This is a genomic window from Terrabacter terrigena (assembly GCF_042676085.1).
Classification (GTDB): domain Bacteria; phylum Actinomycetota; class Actinomycetes; order Actinomycetales; family Dermatophilaceae; genus Terrabacter; species Terrabacter terrigena.
The window spans coordinates 1-16,889 of the sequence record NZ_JBHTKH010000026.1 but is presented as its reverse complement, the minus strand read 5'-3'; the positions used below and the strand labels follow the sequence as shown (position 1 = coordinate 16,889).

Here is a 16,889-nt window from a genome sequence, read left to right as displayed (position 1 = left end):
TGCCACGTCATCCAGGCAAGGGTCGCCGGTTGGCCGTCTCGCCACGGACGGCAGGCCGTTGCGCCCCCTGGCCGCGCTCATTCCGCCCAATATGACGTTGGCCGCGTTGTGCACGATCCCGGGTGCGTGACCCTTGGGCCGGGGGGTCTGTATCCACGAGCCCACTCGGGTCTTCGTGGCTCGCGGCGGCAGCATTGCCGAGCCGACCCCCACGAACCTCACGGCCGAGGACGTGCGCGACCTCGTCGAACGCATGCTGAAGAGCAGCGGTCGGCGCGTCGGACCTTCAGCCGTCCCTTCTCGGACGACGCCGGCAGACGGCTCCCGCCTCCATCTCGTCATCCCGCACATCAGCCGAGGTCCCCTGGCGGGGCAGCATCCGCAAGTTCGTTGTCAAGGGGGACCATCTCGACGACCTGTCCGTCCCGGCACGATGACACGACAGGGGGACGTTCGCTCGAGGTCGTGGGACCAGCGGCCTCAACGTACTCGCCGCCGGGGGCACCGAGGCCGGCAACCCCACAAACTCCCAATCTGCCTCCGCCCAATCACGAAGCGCAAGTGAAAGCCTGCTAAGAATATCTACATGGACGCAATCGACAGCAGGTTTGCACCCTTTGCCAGGCTGACACTGTCCAACTGGCGCCAGTTTGGCGAGGTTGAGATCGACTTCCACCCGAACTTGACGGTGCTGACCGGGGCGAACGGCAGCGGCAAGAGCACGCTTCTCAACATCTTGGGGAGGCACTTCAACTGGTCGCGTGCATTCTCTTTCGCACCTATCGCCCGAAAAGGCGTCAACGTGTGGTCTCCCGGCGGGAGCCCTTTCGTGCGGAATACTGCGCCATGGATTGGCCAATTGACTTACGGAACCGGCCATATGACGAACATGAGCGTCCCAGAGGGTACGCCCAGCGAGCGGCAACAGTATGAGGTCTCGTTCGATAATGGGCTACAGCAGGTGCGCGGCATCTACCTGACATCGCATCGAGCGATACCTGGCAATTATGCGGGTATCAGTGCTATTCCGGCACTGTTCAGTTCTCCTGAACAAATTCTTGAGCAGTTCACGACCGAAGTGCGGACTAGGTGGCTCGGCGGTTATTCTGGACGGACACCTACGCTTGCCCTAAAAGAGAGCCTTATATCGGCGGCCGTCTTCGGAGAAGGCAATCAGTCGGTCGAGCCAAACCCGACCGCTCAGGATATTTGGGTCGGTTTCCAAGAGGTACTTCGAAGCGTGATGCCTGCGTCCTTAGGCTTTCAAAGGCTCCGCATACGCATGCCAGATGTTCTCCTCGAAACAGGATCCGGAGATTTCATTTTCGAAGAAGCCTCGGGAGGGTTATCCTCAATAATCGAGATGTCTTGGCAGATCTTCCTGCGATCAAGGGACAAACCTGACTTCGTCGTTCTTATTGACGAACCAGAGAATCATCTGCACCCGAGCCTTCAAAAAGAGATTATACCCAGCCTCTTGAGAGCCTTCCCAAAGGTGCAGTTCGTTGTCGCTACCCATAGTCCCTTCGTAGTGACCGCGAGTCCCGACTCCGCGGTCTACGTCCTGGACTACGACGAGAATCGCCGAGTCAACTCCGCGAAGCTTGATTACGCCAACAAGGCTGCAAGCGCGGAGAGGACGCTCACACGGGTACTTGGACTGGAGAGCACTACCCCTCGATGGGCGGAGGAGAAGTTCGACTCGATCATTGAGCGCTACGTCTCGGATTCGCTGACATCCGAACAGCTTCGCAGTCTTCGTCGGGAACTTGAGGAGAATGGCCTCGAGTCTGAGTTCCCTAATGCGATCATCAGCGTGACGGATGACTCGCCGTATCGAGGGGACTATCGGTGAGGCACTTAGTGAAGGGTCCCAAGCCTGCAGTGCTGGTCGCGAATGAAGACGCGTGGACCGTTAGTTACCTGGCGGCGAGAGGTACACCTCATGAGAAGCGCAACGAGAGATGGAGGCATCTTGATATAAAGCGAGCCCTAGCACAGGAGACTGATGCCAAGTGTGCGTATTGTGAGGGCTTCGTTGATGATGTCGTGCATCCGCACGTCGAGCACATAATTCCTCGCGCCAGCAAGCCGGATCTGGCTCATCGCTGGCACAATCTGACCACAGCGTGTGGCCCATGCAATACGCATAAGGGCGCATTTTATCATGAAACGGAGGGCCTCCTTGACCCGTATCAAGACGATCCCTCGGCACACCTTGCGTTTCATGGGTCGATCGTGCAATGGGCCTTGGGCAGTCAGCGGGGAGAGCTCACCGTGAAAAAGTTGCAGCTCAATCGTTTTGGCCTCATGAAGCAGCGCGCAAAGCGGTTGCAAGATGTGAGGGAACTGCTGGAAAGGTGGCACTCCGCTGAAGAGCCCCTCCGCACATCGCTTGCCGAGGCGTTGCGCATGGACGCATCCGAAGGGGAGTTCAGTCAATCGGTCACACAACTGCTCATGAGCTATCGCTTTCCCATCGAGAAGCCGGCAGCGAGCGAGACCGCTTGACTCGAAGTAGCAACACAACTCGTCCGGTGCTGGGCAGGGCTGGGCATCGTCCCCATAGAGGCGGTCGCGCACCCCCTGCGAACACACCTCGTGCCCTCAAACGGTGTAGCACCCCCTGCGAACACACCCCGTGCCCTCAAACGGTGTAGCACCCCCTGCGAACACACCCCGTGCCCTCAAACGGTGTAGCACCCCCTCGCAGCGAAGCGGTGCGGCCCATCCAGATCGCCCGATCGCGAACTTCCCACGACCCACGCCGCCGCGTCATAACGCCGCCAGCCGGGCGCGCCGCACACCCCTCCCCGTCTGCTCTATGTTCGAGCCCTATCCTCGCCTTCCGCGCCGCCCCGTACGATCGCGCCATGGCCCAACAGAAGGTCGTCACCCTGATCGATGACCTAGACGGTACGCAAGCTGCGGAAACCATTACGTTCGCCGTCGATGGCGGCACCTATGAGATTGACTTGTCCGAGAAGAACGCGACGGCGATGAGGGAATCTCTAAGGCGTTACGTAGCGGCGGCCCGCAAAGCCGGTGCGCAGGCCGCCACCGGGCGAAACCGAGTCACGATTCCCTCGACTGGACACTCCCGCAACGCAGAAATCCGAGCGTGGGCGCACACCAACGGGCACACCGTGCCGGCACGGGGACGGATCCCTCAGAAGGTCGTTTCCGCCTTCGACGCACGCCACTGAGCGGCGCGATGCGCCCTCGGCGCGCACCGGACGAGGGTTCCAGATAAGCGCATCGCTGAAGCATCCTTCATCGGATTCAACACAGCAAGGTCGACCTCTCGCGGTCCTCTTCGCCGAGTAGGGGCCATTGCCGCCGGCCGGGCTGCGTCGATCCACCGAGAGCGACTCGACCACCGCTCAGTCGGCGGTTGCCACCGGCTACTACTCCTTCATGCCTGAGGTGTTGCGCTCCCCAAGCAGTCCTCATCAATTCGCGCGAGGTTTGTTCTTCGACCTCGCACGGTCTATAGCAGCCTTGAGCTTCGCTTGGTTCTGCGGCTTGCGGGCCTCCTCGTACAGCCTCTTGGCGATGGCGATTGCTGCGGCGCTTCGTATCAACTTCATGAGGGCGGAGTACCCGGCGGTGCCAGGTTCCAACCCGTGTCAACGACGGGTGAAATCTGACCAGGGATCGACGGCTGAAATCTGACCACCTGGCCTTGCTAGTCCTCGGATCCGCTGGCCGCGGGGACGCGGCCCAGGTCGCGGTTCTTGAGCCTGTAGGAGTCGCCTTTGAGGGCGATGACCTCGGCGTGGTGGACGAGCCGGTCGATCATCGCTGCCGCGACGACGTCGTCGCCGAAGACTTCGCCCCATCGGCCGAAGGGCTTGTTGCTGGTGACGATGAGGGAGGCGCGTTCGTAGCGGGAGGAGACGAGCTGGAAGAACAGGTTCGCTGCTTCGGGTTCGAACGGGATGTAGCCGACCTCGTCGATGACCAGCAGCGGGTAGCGGCCCAGCTTGCGCAGCTCGTCCTGCAGGCGTCCGTCGCGATGGGCGGTAGCGAGTCGGTCGACCCATTCGGACGCGGTCGCGAACAGGACCCGGTGCCCGGCCTGGCAGGCGCGGATCGCGATCCCGGTGGCAACGTGGGTCTTGCCGGTGCCGGGCGGGCCGAGGAAAACAACGTTCTCTCTGGCGGTGACGAAGTCGAGGGCGCCGAGGTGGGCGATCAGGTCGCGTCGTAGGCCGCGGGCGTGGTCGAAGTCGAACTCTTCGAGGGACTTGCGGGCCGGGAAACGGGCGGCGCGGATCCGGCCTTCGCCGCCGTGCGCGTCCCGGGCGGACACCTCGCGTTGTAGGCAGGCGAGTAGGTATTCCTCGTGGGTCCAGGACTCGGCCCGGGCCCGTTCGGCGAGCCGGTCGATGGCCTCGCGCAGGCTGGGGGCCTTCAATGCTCGGGTCACGTAGGCCAGCTCGCTGGCGATGTCGCGCCCGTTCACGGCCCGCGGTGTCCTGCCCGTGCTCTTGACGGTGTTGGTGGTGGCCATCAGGCGACCTCGTCCTCGGTCCGGGCGTTCAGGCCGAAGGCTGCGTCGTAGGCGGCGAGGTCGCGTTGCTCCACCTCACCTGGGTCGGTGCGGTCGGTGGTGCCGGGTCGCCGCCTGGCGCGGTGCGCGAGCTCGAGCGCGGCTTGGTGGTGGACCGGGTCGGTCAGGCTCTGGTGTCGCGCCCAGCACCGGTCGTGCACGGCCACCACCCGTCCGTCGAGGGTGGCGGTGACCTGCGCCAGGTCGGCCAGCACGTCCACCTTGCGCCCGACACAGGCCGGGTCGACGGAGTAGTCGTTGCTGTCGATGCGCACGTAGTGGTCCCGCGGTAGGCGGACCTGGGTGCGCCATCCGATCGTTGGCGCGACCGGCGGCAGCGCCAGCATGCCGGCCTGGTCGGCGGCCCAACGGGCCGTCGGGGCACATCCGATCCGGCGCACGTGCCGGGTGTTCGCCACCGCGAGCCAGTCGGTCAGTTGGATGTTGAAGTCGGCCGGGGGGCTGAAGGCCCGCCCGGGCAGGAACGAGGATTCCAGGTAGCCGTTGGCCCGCTCGACGATGCCCTTGGCCTCCGGGTCGCGGGGGCGGCACTGGTGCACCGCGATCCCCAACGTGCCACGGAACGCCTCGAAGTCATCGGTCAGCTTCGGTCGGCCGGCCCGCCACGAGCCGACCGCACTCTCGTTGTCCCACACCAACATCCGCGGAACCGCACCGGCCTGCTGCAGCAGCTGCCAGTGTCCGGCGATCAGGTCCGGGCCCTGCCGGGAGGGGACCATCACCGCGAACAGCATCCGCGAGTACCCCGAGGCCATCACCAGCACCGGAGGAGCGCCGACCTGATCGAACCCGAGCGGGACCTCGACCGGCGGGAACCACAGGTCGCACTGCATCCGCTCACCCGGCAGGTACTCCGTCCTGGAGGCCGGGTCCGGCGGCAGGTACAACGGCCGCAGCACCCGCACCCGGTCCTTGAGCACCGTCAGTGACCGCTCCCACCCGATCCGCTGCGCGATCACCGTCGCCGGCATCGTGGGCGTCGAGGCCAGCAGCTCGCGCACCTGGGCCTCGACCGCGTCCACCGCCGAGCCCTTGGCCGGGCGCTGATACCTCGGAGGGTCATCGGTGGACAACGCCTTCTTCACCGTGTTCCTCGCGATCCCCAGCCGACGGGCGATCGCCGCGATCGGCAACCGCTCGCCCGGCGTAACCGACGAACCTCGGCCCAGTCCTCCACACTGATCACCCTCCACAGGGTCACGGCAGGTGGTCAGATTTCACCCGTCGTTTCTGATCAGTCTTCAGCCGTCGGCGACACCCCGGTGCCCAGTTCGGTCTGAGTCGAGCGGGACCCGCTGACCTGACATCTAACGTGGGGGCGGAGTGGGACCCTGGCGGGCGCGTCATATCGCCGCGAGTTCGCTGCCCATCGACGTGCTGCATCCATGCGGATGCTTTGGAATCGACACGCACCCGCCAGGGTGGAAAGCACCGATGAGTGCGGTAGAGCTTGGACGGGTGACAGCTAGCAGGCCGGGTCCGTGTTACCGAACGTGTTGGCAATGGTGACGTCCGTGACGCTGGTCGGGTCATAGTGATCGGCGGCAGCCCCGCTCGACAGGTAGATCGCCACTCCTCCTCCGTCTTCCACCCCGCTTGCACCAAATGCTTCGGCGAGCCGTTCGGATTCAAGCGTCTGTACTGCACAAACATCTAGCACTCGCAGAGGGCCAGTGAACTGCGCGTCTGAGGGCAACATTTTCAACGCATCAGCGACAGCGGCCTCGGACGGCGTACCGCTCACTTCGCGCATGCGGATAACAAATAAGCGTTGTGGATCGCCGGTCCACATTGCCGAATAGAAGCGGGCGTCATGGACAGAGTCTCCATCAACGGCGAACTTCGGATCGCGATCATAGGCCACATTCGGCGCGATATGGCCTCGGGCGTCCTGAGCGTGGAGTGAGTTCCATTTCTCTTGCGTCGCACCGACGGCGCCGACTTCCGGAGCGCTTTCGTCTGGAGCGGCAGCGCAGCCTGATAGGAGCACCAGCACCAGACCACCCATCAATGTCCGCATGCCGGCAAACCTTATGTGGCAGTTGTCACGATGTCTGCCAAATGCGTCAGAGGAGGCGGACATGCTGGGATGAGCACGTCCTTGAGTTACTGAGGTTGCCGGTAAGCGACGACCGCTGGGCTAATACGTCGGGGAGGGCTCAAGGCTCGGCGACCGGCCTGATCGCGCAGCGCGTCGCCGACAGGAGTCGTCGTGGCGGCTTTGGCTGGAGGTCGCCACAGGCGTCATATCGCCGCGTCACGGCAGGCACGGCGCCAGTGGTGACTGTGGTTGAGGAGGCCAGTCTCCCGCGGAAGTCCCTACCGGTCGACTCTGCGGCGTCAGCGCTGCGCGTCGCCCTCGCGGGCGATGGTGGGGGTGGCGCTCAAGAGGGGTGGAACGACGGCGGGAACTCTCCGGCATAGTGGCCGTCGGCCGACTCCGAAGGTGCCCAAACCTTTTCGCGTTCCTGCCCCGAACCGTCTTGGCATCGGGCACTCTTTGCAGGCATGGGGACAAAGCGGGCGCTCACTGTTGTGGGGCTCGGCGTCTGGAGCGCTGTGTGCGGGATCGGTGGCGTCGTGGCCGCCGCGAACATTCCAGCGGTGCAAGACATGGTCCGGGGACATCCCGGACCCACGGGAGCGCAGGGACCACAGGGCATCGCCGGTCCCGCAGGCTCACCCGGGCCAGCTGGACCGGCGGGGCCGGCGGGTATAGCTGGCGAGGACGGCGCGGCCGGCACCGTACTCACGGCATTTGACCTGCAGCAGCTGCTCCATGGCGTGACGGTTATCAGCACTGATGGGTCATGCCCTGCGGGCGCGACGCTCGGTGGCCAAGTAATCACTTCCGTCGATCTTCTGCACGACGGGATTTCGGCGACGACCGCGCCGCCGTCGAGACTGTTCGTCACGAAGACTCGTCTCTGCCGGTTCTGAACGCTCGAGCGTCACTCGTTTTGGTCTCGCGACGCGAGCCACCTTTTGTTGCGGCGTCCGCGACCATCGCGCACGAGTCGTCAACTGCCGTCGAGGGTCGTCTGCGCGCCGAGGGCCGGGCCCTAGATCGCCTGGTTCGCGGCTCTTCGGGCCCGCGTATTACGTCTCCTTCTTCCGCGCATGCGTCCCTTCATGCAGAAGGAAGTGCGTGGGCGAGTATGCGATGGACCTCAGCGACCACGTCAGCTTCGAGGGACCCTTCGGCCTCGAGTCGGGCGTAGAGCCTTCGCGGCCAGAGAACTTGGACGCCACGGGTGGTGAAGGCGCCGCCAATGAGGGGCCAGTCTGCTTCGACGAAGCAAAGCACTCCGTGGATGGGGACCTCGATGTCGAGCAGGGCGCGCACGACCTCTACCTGCTTCAGCACGCCGTCGACCAGCTTGGTGCAGTCACGCGACCCGACGAGCAGTCGCTGCTCGCGGGGCCGGAAGAGCCCACCTTCAACTTTGAGGTGAGGACGGCCCCGGTACTTCTTAGCGTCGATGACGTAGACACCGGTGGCGGTGACCGCGATGTGGTCGATGTTCGCCCTGGTTCTCGGGATCCTCCGGTCGTGCAACAGGCGGACGGTATCCGATGCCAACCCGTCGAGGCCTTTACCGAGTCGTTCTTCGCCCGCAGCACCGATGTCCCAGGCCGTCGTCGACTGTCGCTCTTCCGAGAGCGCGATGATGAGGCCACCAAGCCTGGGGTGATTGGCCCTAATGCGTTCTTCACGCTTTGCCTTACGACGCTCGAACTCCCGCCGCGCCGATGCTCCCGCGGTCCCGGAGTCGACGACGTCCACGACGGCCGGCTCGACAGCTCCCCCGGCAATCTGGTGCGTCGCACCACTGGCGTCGTGATCGACGCATCGAACCGTCTTGCTCATCCGCTCGTAGATCGCCGGCGCCTTCGCCGGCAACTCCGCCTGACAGACACGACAAATCCCGGCGTAGCGCAAGCGCATGCGCTTCTCGTCTAGTCCCCCGTCCATGGGGTCACCGTATGCGGGATGCCTTCACGAACCTGAAGAAACGGCAGAAGACATGCGGCACCTCACCGCGAGGCGACACGGCTCGCCCTGCCACGGACCGGTGTCAGGTCAAAACCCGGCCCCACGCCACATCCCCATGCGCGAATACAACCGTGCGCTCGTCACTAGCCCAGACGTCGAGCCAAGACGGCGCACCATAGCGTCCGGTGAATCGCGGCCCGGAACTCCGTTTCAAGTCGTGAAGCTGCTCATCGGTAAGCCACTGCGGCGTGCAGCCACCATAGGATCCACTGCACCCGCACGTCTCGAAGACGACGCTCGCCCCTGCGTCGCACAAGTCCTGGGCCTCCTGCTCCTTAACATCTTCTGACACGAGCTCAAGGCGCTCGCCATCCAAGTCGAAGAAATCGCCAGCAGCATTGAAGCGGCCAGGCCTCGGCACGTGCCGACGCGTCCGCGACGCATCTGTTTCGGACCACGTCGGCTGTTTGACCAAGTCGGCAAACGTCTGCCGCTGATGGCGCTTCCCCATGCCCCACATTGTCACTACTGGCCAGCCGCGTGCAGCGTCTTTCCGCCGCGAGTCATCCGACTCCCAAATGCCGTACGCGCGGACTTCGCCATTCTGAACACCGGCAATGGGCCATGGGTGTCCCCTGGGGCGAGGCTGTGTCCCGGCGAGTTCTTCCAGGCCGGGAGCGGGCAGCAGTCGGTGTTGCTACCGCGTCCAGCGTCGGCCAGCCACCGAGTCAGGGGATCAGCCGACGGAGGAAATCGCGAGTCTGCGGGTCAGTGGAGTAGACCGTCACACTCTCCATTCCCCGGGTGAGCAGCACCTTGTAGACGTTTCGGACGAGCCGATCGAACTGTTGGTCACTCACCTTGGTGCGATTCCGGAAGTCGGGATCCTTGTTCGCGTCGCGCACGGTGCACCAGCGCCCATCTCGCCACACGAAGTCCGGGCCGATGATGACTCCAGCGTGGTCGTACTCGAAGCCTTGCGCGGTGTAGACACAGCCAACCTGACCGAATCCGGCGGGGTCGCTCGCCCAGAGAGCGGCTGGTGGCGCACCGCCGACTGAGCGGTCGCCGCGGAGGTTCCACGGGTGCGACCACCCGTCAATCTCGACGTCGTCGACCAGGGAGCCGTCAGGGCGCGGGTCGCTCCACGGCCAGCAGTAGCCAGCCGCCATTCGCGCCGAGTACCCGTCGCCTTGCCGCGTCGCGAGCATGTGCTCAAGTTCCTGCGGCGTGTCAGCCACCGACACGCTGAACCCGTCATCGCCCTTCCACTCGATCGGGCCGCCCGGCTTGAGACCGAGCAGTCGCAACACCCACTCGACGTAGACCTCTGAGCCACCGCAGCGAAACTGGTCATTGAGGTTGATGTGTTCAACGCGTAGTCCGAGGCCGCCTGCGTGCGCCTCGATGTCCTCGACCGTTCCCATCTCGCCTGGGCGGACGACCTGGTGTTCGTCGAGGAGGAACACCGGCACCTTCGCCGCGGCGAGCAACTCGTGGATCTGCGGCCGCCCAGCAGTCCGAAGCTCCTTGCGCGTGTAGCGACTGACGGAGGTCTCGCGGATGCGGTGAGCCTCGTCGAGGATGAGACAGTCGAGATCGTTCGGCTCCGCCGACATGAACGAGTTGAAGTAGGTGAAGAGCTTCTGCACGCGAGGAGCACGTCTACCAGCCACCTTTCTCAGGGTCATCGTGAAAGATCGCGAGCCGGTGGCGTGCATGACCGATCGACCTTGCCGCGAGAGCTCCCCCATGACGGATAGAGCGATGACCGACTTTCCGCTGCCCGGGCCTCCGCTGACGACGACAGCCGTCTTCGTATTGGCTCGTCGGGCCCGTTCGACGGCATGCATCACGTGCTCGTACGCGTCTCGCTGCTCGTCAAGAAGGACGAACTGCTCTCGGTGTTGCACTTCTTCGGCCGCAACGGTCAGGAGTTGCTTGCTCGGTGCGATCTTGCTTCGGAGCAGTGCATCTGCCGCGTCAGCTCCGCTCTCTCCTGGCGCCAAGAGCGAGCGCAGGTACTCCACGAACGCACCTCGACGCTGCCCCGTGAACACGGCCCCGTCTTTGGTCCGCGGCATTGCGAGCAGGTCGGCGACGCCTAGATCGGTGGCGTTGTGCAGGTACGCCACGCCGGCCAGCGAGTGCGGCTGCTCAGCGAGCATCACGGTGAACGACGAGAGGTAGTCGCAGTAGTCGGCCACCTGAAGCGCTGGATGAGTAACGGCACGTCGGCCGTACTGCTCTACCGAGACAAGAGTGTCACTGCCCTCGAAGCTCTCCGCGGCACTCCACTGCTTCAGCTCAACGACGACATAGGAAGGCTGACCGGACGTCGGGTGCTTACCGGCGAGCACAACATCGGCCCGCTTGCTGGTCAGTGGCAGCTGGTACTCGATGAGCATCTCGACGTCTTCGAGGCCCGCCGACACGAGATCCGCTCGAAGGGCGGGAAGGCTGCGTTCCCAGCTACGGGCCTCACCCGCAGCAGGCCGCCGACCGGTCTGGATGCTCATCTGCTCGGCCAGACGATCGGCCAAGTGGGCCTCCAAAGCCGAAAAGCCTCTGACGGACGTACGAAGGAGGTGCACGAACAGGTCCCCTGGCAGCACGAAGTAACTCGTGCGGTGTGGGGGCATGTCCGGGAGGAAGCCCGTCGGGCCGCAATGACACGGGCAGCCTAGCCAGTTGGCGTCCGAAATCGACGCCAACTGGCCGGCAGTGAGCGCCGCTCAGGCTGGGACGTCCACCTTCGAGTGACTGGGCGCAAACACAAGGCGGTCGCCGTCCCAGGCGACGGCATACGGGTCGGTGATCTCGCCGATGAACTGGCCGCCGGTCTCGTTGCGGAAGGCCATGAACTTGGTCTCGCCGGTTTCACGGTCGTCGATGAACTTGCCGACGTAGAGCGTCGGATCGTCGATCTCGTGAGCGCCGGCCAGGTCGTAGGGTCCCAGCACCGAATCGGCAGACGCGATCCACACTCCGCCTGAAATCCCGGCCGCTCGCGCCGCCTCCGGCATGTCTCCAACCGCACAGTTGAAGAGCAGCACCTGCTTTCCATTGACCACGTGCGTCTGGAACACCTCGAGCTGCCCGAAACCGGCCCCGGGCGAAGACAGAGGCTCTCGCAGCTCCCAGTTCTCGAGATCGGCCGACCACGCATGCCCCACCACGCCGCGGTCCACTCGGTCCGAAGGATCGTGAGCAGGCCCGACAGCAGACCGTGCCGTGATCAGCATGTGCCAGCCGTCTCCATCCGGGTCGGCCAACACCCACGGGTCGCGGAACGCCTCGTCGTGCCAGTTCGCCTCCGGCGCTGGCGCCCACTTCTCGTAGATCTCACCGTCAGCCGACAGCACCGGCCCCGGCGCCTTGTCCCACTCGTAGAGGTCGGACGAGACGGCATACCCGATGGACTGCACGTTGGCCCCGAAGGCATTCAAGGTCGCCCCCGTGTAGAACATGAACCACCGCCCGTCCGGGTGCCGCACGACCGACCCGGTCCACGTCGCGAGGTCGTCGAAGGCCGGCGCGTCGGAGCGCACGAGCGCGTCGACCACCCGATCCCAGTGAACAAGATCAGAAGACACCGCGTGCCCGATCGACGCCCGGTAGTGCCGGGCGTGCGGGTCGCGAAGGGCACGTGACGCGTACAGGAAGAACAGGTGGTACTGCTCGCCGTCGTCGACGAGCCAGAAGTCCCACACCCACGCCTCGGGTAGACGAAACACGGTTCAGCCTTTCACGCCGGATGAGGCGATGGAGTTGATGAACGATCGCTGGAAGGCGATGAAGAGGACGAGCACCGGCGCGGTGATCATCGACGCGTACGCCATGATCTGACCCCACGAGGTGTTGAGCTGCTTGAAGTAGTCGATACCCACCATGACCGGCCGCAGCTCCTCCGACTGCACGGACATCAGCGGCCACAGGTACTGGTTCCAGGTCGGCAGGAAGGTGAGGATCGCGACGGTCGCGACGGCCGGCCCCGACAGCGGCATGACGATGCTGCGGTAGATCCGGAACCAGCCGGCCCCGTCCACCTTCGCCGCCTCGTCCAGCTCCTTCGGGATCGAGTCGAAGTACTGGTAGAAGAGGAAGATCGAGAACGCGTTCGCGATGAACGGGATGATCTGCACCTGGTAGGTGTCGAGCCACCCCTCGGTCAGCCCGTCGGGCCCGAGGAACGGCAGCTTGTTGACCCACCACAGCAGCGGCAGCGCGAGCGTCTCGAAGGGCACGATGAGCGTCGCGAGGATGAGCCCGAGCACGAGCCCGCTCCCCCGGAACTTGATGCGTGCCAAGGCGAAAGCCGCCATCGAGTTCACGACGACACCGAGCACCACCGTGACGACCGTGATGACGACCGAGTTGGTCATGAACTGCGCGAAGGGAACTCGCCCGAAGACGCCCGTGTAGTTGTCGAGCGACAGGTCACCGGTCGGCAGGAACGCCGCGAAGCTGCCGAGGTCGCCGAAGATCTGCAGGTCCGGCTTGAAGCTGCTGACGAACATGAAGAGCAGCGGCAGCCCGAAGACGAGGCACAGCACCAGCCGTCCCACCAGAGCGAGCGGCTTGCGTATGCCGTGTCGTCCGTCTCCCCCGCGGCGCGGTGCCGTCGTGGCCGACTCGGCGACGTGGGCCAGGTGGTCGGCTCCGAGGCCGGGTGCAGTCGCGGTGCTCATCAGACGTCCTTGTCTCGGGTGAGGTGGCGGTTGACGAGGGTGACGGCCAGCACCAGCACGAAGAAGGCGAGGGAGATCGCCGACGCGTAGCCGGTCTGCTGCTGCTGGAAGCCGGTCCGCACCGCCATGAGCACGACCGTCGAGGTCGAGTCGAGCGGACCGCCCTGGGTCATGATGTTGACCTGCGTGAAGAGCGCGAAGGCCGAGATCGTGATCGTGATGAGGATGAAGGTCCGTGTCGCCCGCAGCCCGGGCCACGTGACGTAGCGGAACTTCTCCCACGTGCCGGCGCCGTCGAGCTCGGCCGCCTCGTAGAGGTCGCCGGGGATGGTCTGCAGGCCGGAGAGCCAGATGACCATGTGGAAGCCCATCGCCTGCCACGCCGACATGAGGATGATCGCGAGCAGCGCCGTCTTCGGGTCGCCGAGCCAGTCGGGCCCCTCGATGCCGAACTTGAGGAGCACCTGGTTGATGAGGCCGTTCTTCTGGTACATGAACAGCCACAGCATCGACACGACGACCATCGAGGTGACGACCGGCAGGAAGTAGATCGTGCGGAAGAAGTTGACCCCGCGCATCTTGACGTTGACGAGCAGCGCCAGGCCGAGCGCGCACGCCGACTGCACCGGCACGATGACCGCCGCGAAGAGGATCGTGTTGCGCAGCGACTTCCAGAACGTCTCGTCCTCGAAGAGCCGCACGAAGTTGTCGACGCCGATGAACTCCGCCGGCCGCGGGCTGATCAGGCGCGCATTGGTGAACGCGAGCCCGAAGGTCAGCCCGATCGGCACGAGCAGGAACGTGACGAGCAGGACCGCGGCGGGTGCCAGCATGAGCAGCGCCGTCGTCGTCGACGAGCGGGAGCCCTTCACCGGGGTGGCGCGCCGGGCGCGCCTCCCCTGTCGCGTCGTCGCCGAGGCGTTCTCGGCTGCGGTGATGGTGGTCATGTCAGTCACTCACTGGAAGTAGCCGTTGGACTTCTGGTTGGCGTCGATGTTCTTGACGGCCTGGTCGAGCGCCTGCTTCGGGTCGGCGCCGTTGAGGATGTCCTGGGCGGTCTTCGTGAACTCCGTCGCGATGAAGGGGTATCCGGGCGTCACCGGACGCAGCACGGCGAACTTCTTCGCGTAGTCGAGGAAGAGCTGGTTCTCCCCGCCCTTCTCGTAGCCCTTGACCTGGGCCGCCGCGGCGTCGGTCGCCGGGATGTTGTTCGTGTCGCGAGCCACCGAGGCCACGTACTTGTCCTGCGCCGCGAACTTCATGTAGTCGAGAGCGCCGGCCTGGTCGGAGCAGTTCGTCGAGATGCCCCACTGCCACGAGCCGCCACCGATCTTCGGGCCGTTGCCGAGGTCCGGCGGCGGGAGGAAGAGCGTGTCCTTGCCGAAGGCCTTGCGCGTGTCGACCGCCGTCCACGTGCCGTTGTAGAGGATCGCGGACTTGCCGTTGATGAAGTCCTTGGCCGGGTCGGCGCCGGACTTGAGCGGCACGAGCCCCTGCGTGACGAGGCTGCGGAACCACGTCGCCCACTCGACGGCCTTGGGGCCGTTGAGCACGCCGTCGGCGGTCTTGTAGCCGTCGCGGTTGATGAGGTCGCCGCCGACGCTCTGCAGCATCGGGGAGTAGGCGTAGGGCCACCACTCGCCGGTGAAGCTCGTCGCGATGTCGAGCGGGTTCTGGAAGTCGCCGGAGGCCTTGATCTTCTTGAGGGCCGCGGTGAACTCGTCCTTCGTCCACGGCTTCTCGATCGTCGGGACGCGGATGCCGTACTTGTCGAGGATGCTCTTGCGGGTGACCATGACGAGCGCGACGTCGTAGTAGCCGTAGGAGTAGATCTTGTCGTTGACCTTGCCGAGCACGGTCGGGAGGTACTTCGACAGCGTGCCCTCGAGGCCGTCGAGCGGGGCGAGGTAGCCGGCCCACGCCCAGTTCGGCACGTTCGGGCCGTCGATGTCGAGGATGCACGGGAGCTTCTTGCTGGCCGCGGCCGCGACGACGGACTGGTTGTAGGAGTCCTGCGGGAACGCCTGCACCTTGACCTTGTACTTGCTCTGGCTGGCGTTGTAGTCGGTGACGATCTTCTGGATCGCCGCGAGCTCGGCCTTGTTGCCGGCGTTGTGGGTCCACATCGTCAGCTCGCCCCCGCCACCGGAGCTCGAGCTGCCGCCCTTCGTGCAGGCGGCCATGGACAGGGGCAGCGCGGCGGCGAGCAGGCCGACGGCGATGCGCTTGTGGGTGGGGGTGAGCTTCATCGGTTCCTCCGTGAGTGGTCAGGCCAGCATCGTTGCTAAATCCTTTCAGCGCAGACGGTAGCGGTCGGCCAGTCGGTCGCACAAGAGATTGCTAAAACCTTTTCACCTGCCGGTATGCCGTCGAGTGCGGTTACCGTGGCGTACGCTTGCGCCGGACACCCGGGAAGGGTGCACACGGCATACGCGAGGTCGCGACGACGCGACGACGAAGGGGTGGGAGTGAACAAGCGGACGACGCTCGCCGACGTGGCTGAGCGGGCGGGCATGTCGAAGACGGCCGTGAGCCTGGTGCTCAACAACCGACCCGGCTCGCGCCTGTCCGCCGACGCCGTCGCTCGCATCCACGAGGCCGCGCGCGAGCTCAACTACCGCCCCAACCCCCAAGCCCGCTCGCTGCGCCTCGGCACCACCGGCACCGTCGGCTTCATCTCCGACGACGTCACGGTGACCCGCTTCGCCTCGGCCATGATCCGCGGCCTCCTCGACGCCGCCGACGAGAGCGACCGCGGCGTCCTCATCGCCGAGACCTTCAACCACCCCAAGCAGCTGCGCAAGGCACTGGACTCGATGGCCGACCGGCAGGTCGACGGGCTCATCTTCGGAGCACTGTCGGCACGCCTCATCGACCTCCCGCCACTTCCCGACGGCATGCGCACCGTCACCGTCAACTGCGTCAGCCCCGACGTGCGCGTCGCCGTCCTCCCCGACGAGGAGCAGGCCGGGTATGCCGTCACGCGCCACCTGCTCGACGCCGGACACCGCGACGGGATCGCCATCATCGGCAACGCCCCGATCGCGCGCACCGACCCCCAGGTCTCCGTGACGATCGGCCGCCGCTTCGACGGGATCCACCGGGCGCTGTCCGAAGCCGGCGTGACGCCCGTGGCGGTTGCGGACATCGAGAAGTGGGAGCCGTGGAACGGCTACGACGCAGCCAAGGGGGTGCTCGAGTCCGGCGCCCCTGCGACTGCGCTGCTCTGCCTCAACGACCGGGTCGCGTTCGGCGCCGAGCAGGCCATGCACGAGAAGGGGCTTCGCGTTCCAGACGACCTGTCGGTCGCGTCGTTCGACGACGACCAGATCGCCTCGTACCTGCGGCCCGGCCTGACCACCGCTCGGCTGCCCTACCTCGAGATGGGGCGGCGGGCGCTGGAGCTGCTGCTCGCCCCCGACCCGACGCCGGGCGAGCACCTCGTCGAGATGCCGCTCCAGGTGCGAGGCTCGATCCGCGCCATGAACTGACGGCTCCCCTGTCTGCGCGCGTCGGTCGGCGTCAAGGCGTGTGGGCGACGGCCCGAGCACTGTCGGTGGTCGAAGATATGTTCGACTCATGGACCCGGAACCGTCGACGCTCGAGCTCCTGAGGAGCCGGCTCA

The 16,889-nt window shown here is 65.2% G+C and carries 12 protein-coding genes and 1 pseudogene; 4 read left to right on the top strand and 9 right to left on the bottom strand.

Annotated features, from left to right (window positions below):
• Positions 1–586: 586 nt before the first annotated feature.
• From ACFQ2V_RS20910 to ACFQ2V_RS20900, 3 genes are all read left to right on the top strand, one after another.
• Entirely contained in the window at positions 587–1,855 is a 1,269-nt protein-coding gene (locus tag ACFQ2V_RS20910; RefSeq protein ID WP_386054902.1) for an AAA family ATPase, read from the top strand.
• Positions 1,852–2,511, top strand: coding sequence for an HNH endonuclease (locus ACFQ2V_RS20905; protein WP_386054900.1), 660 nt, complete (start codon positions 1,852–1,854; stop codon positions 2,509–2,511). The genes ACFQ2V_RS20910 and ACFQ2V_RS20905 overlap by 4 nt, the downstream gene beginning before the upstream one ends.
• A 362-nt stretch (positions 2,512–2,873) precedes the next feature.
• Positions 2,874–3,206 (top strand): histone-like nucleoid-structuring protein Lsr2, encoded by a 333-nt coding sequence (locus ACFQ2V_RS20900; protein ID WP_386054898.1) that lies wholly within the window; start codon positions 2,874–2,876, stop codon positions 3,204–3,206.
• A gap of 482 nt (positions 3,207–3,688) precedes the next feature.
• On the opposite strand, the gene istB is transcribed toward ACFQ2V_RS20900, so the two are convergent.
• The 9 genes and pseudogenes from istB to ACFQ2V_RS20855 all read right to left on the bottom strand — a co-directional run bounded on the left by istB (position 3,689) and on the right by ACFQ2V_RS20855 (position 15,513).
• Positions 3,689–4,516, bottom strand: a complete 828-nt coding sequence (istB, locus tag ACFQ2V_RS20895; RefSeq protein WP_386054897.1) for an IS21-like element helper ATPase IstB — start codon at positions 4,514–4,516, stop codon at positions 3,689–3,691.
• Positions 4,516–5,762 (bottom strand): annotated as a pseudogene (gene istA / locus ACFQ2V_RS20890) (IS21 family transposase). Before istA ends, istB begins: the two are co-directional and overlap by 1 nt.
• Before the next feature lie 279 nt (positions 5,763–6,041).
• Positions 6,042–6,596: a hypothetical protein gene (locus ACFQ2V_RS20885; protein ID WP_386054895.1), complete on the bottom strand. Its 555-nt coding sequence runs from the start codon at positions 6,594–6,596 to the stop codon at positions 6,042–6,044.
• A gap of 1,110 nt (positions 6,597–7,706) precedes the next feature.
• Positions 7,707–8,525 (bottom strand): nuclease-related domain-containing protein, encoded by an 819-nt coding sequence (locus ACFQ2V_RS20880; protein WP_386054893.1) that lies wholly within the window; start codon positions 8,523–8,525, stop codon positions 7,707–7,709.
• Positions 8,526–9,301: 776 nt separating this feature from the next.
• Entirely contained in the window at positions 9,302–11,116 is a 1,815-nt protein-coding gene (locus ACFQ2V_RS20875; RefSeq protein WP_386054891.1) for a DNA/RNA helicase domain-containing protein, read from the bottom strand.
• Positions 11,117–11,308: 192 nt separating this feature from the next.
• On the bottom strand, positions 11,309–12,310 hold the full coding sequence (locus ACFQ2V_RS20870; protein WP_449343051.1) for a glycosyl hydrolase family 32: 1,002 nt from the start codon (positions 12,308–12,310) through the stop codon (positions 11,309–11,311).
• Between the two features lie 3 nt (positions 12,311–12,313).
• Complete coding sequence (locus ACFQ2V_RS20865) at positions 12,314–13,264, bottom strand: carbohydrate ABC transporter permease (protein WP_386054889.1); 951 nt, start codon at positions 13,262–13,264, stop codon at positions 12,314–12,316.
• Complete coding sequence (locus ACFQ2V_RS20860; protein ID WP_386054887.1) at positions 13,264–14,220, bottom strand: carbohydrate ABC transporter permease; 957 nt, start codon at positions 14,218–14,220, stop codon at positions 13,264–13,266. Before ACFQ2V_RS20860 ends, ACFQ2V_RS20865 begins: the two co-directional genes overlap by 1 nt.
• A complete protein-coding gene (locus tag ACFQ2V_RS20855) occupies positions 14,221–15,513 on the bottom strand; it encodes an ABC transporter substrate-binding protein (protein WP_386054885.1) in 1,293 nt (430 codons plus the stop codon).
• 219 nt (positions 15,514–15,732) lie between these two features.
• Between ACFQ2V_RS20855 and ACFQ2V_RS20850 the strand changes: the two genes are divergently transcribed.
• The gene (locus ACFQ2V_RS20850) at positions 15,733–16,755 is read left to right on the top strand and encodes a LacI family DNA-binding transcriptional regulator (protein WP_386054883.1); all 1,023 of its coding nucleotides are present in this window, start codon (positions 15,733–15,735) and stop codon (positions 16,753–16,755) included.
• Positions 16,756–16,889 lie beyond the last annotated feature (134 nt).

Bases quoted from the DNA above. Each gene is read 5' to 3' on its own strand.
- ACFQ2V_RS20900 (WP_386054898.1), top strand. From the start codon at position 2,874: ATGGCCCAACAGAAGGTCGTCACCCTGATCGATGACCTAGACGGTACG.
- ACFQ2V_RS20865 (WP_386054889.1), bottom strand. From the start codon at position 13,264: ATGAGCACCGCGACTGCACCCGGCCTCGGAGCCGACCACCTGGCCCAC.
- ACFQ2V_RS20855 (WP_386054885.1), bottom strand. From the start codon at position 15,513: ATGAAGCTCACCCCCACCCACAAGCGCATCGCCGTCGGCCTGCTCGCC.
- ACFQ2V_RS20880 (WP_386054893.1), bottom strand. From the start codon at position 8,525: ATGCGCTTGCGCTACGCCGGGATTTGTCGTGTCTGTCAGGCGGAGTTG.
- ACFQ2V_RS20910 (WP_386054902.1), top strand. From the start codon at position 587: ATGGACGCAATCGACAGCAGGTTTGCACCCTTTGCCAGGCTGACACTG.
- ACFQ2V_RS20885 (WP_386054895.1), bottom strand. From the start codon at position 6,596: ATGCGGACATTGATGGGTGGTCTGGTGCTGGTGCTCCTATCAGGCTGC.
- istB (WP_386054897.1), bottom strand. From the start codon at position 4,516: ATGGCCACCACCAACACCGTCAAGAGCACGGGCAGGACACCGCGGGCC.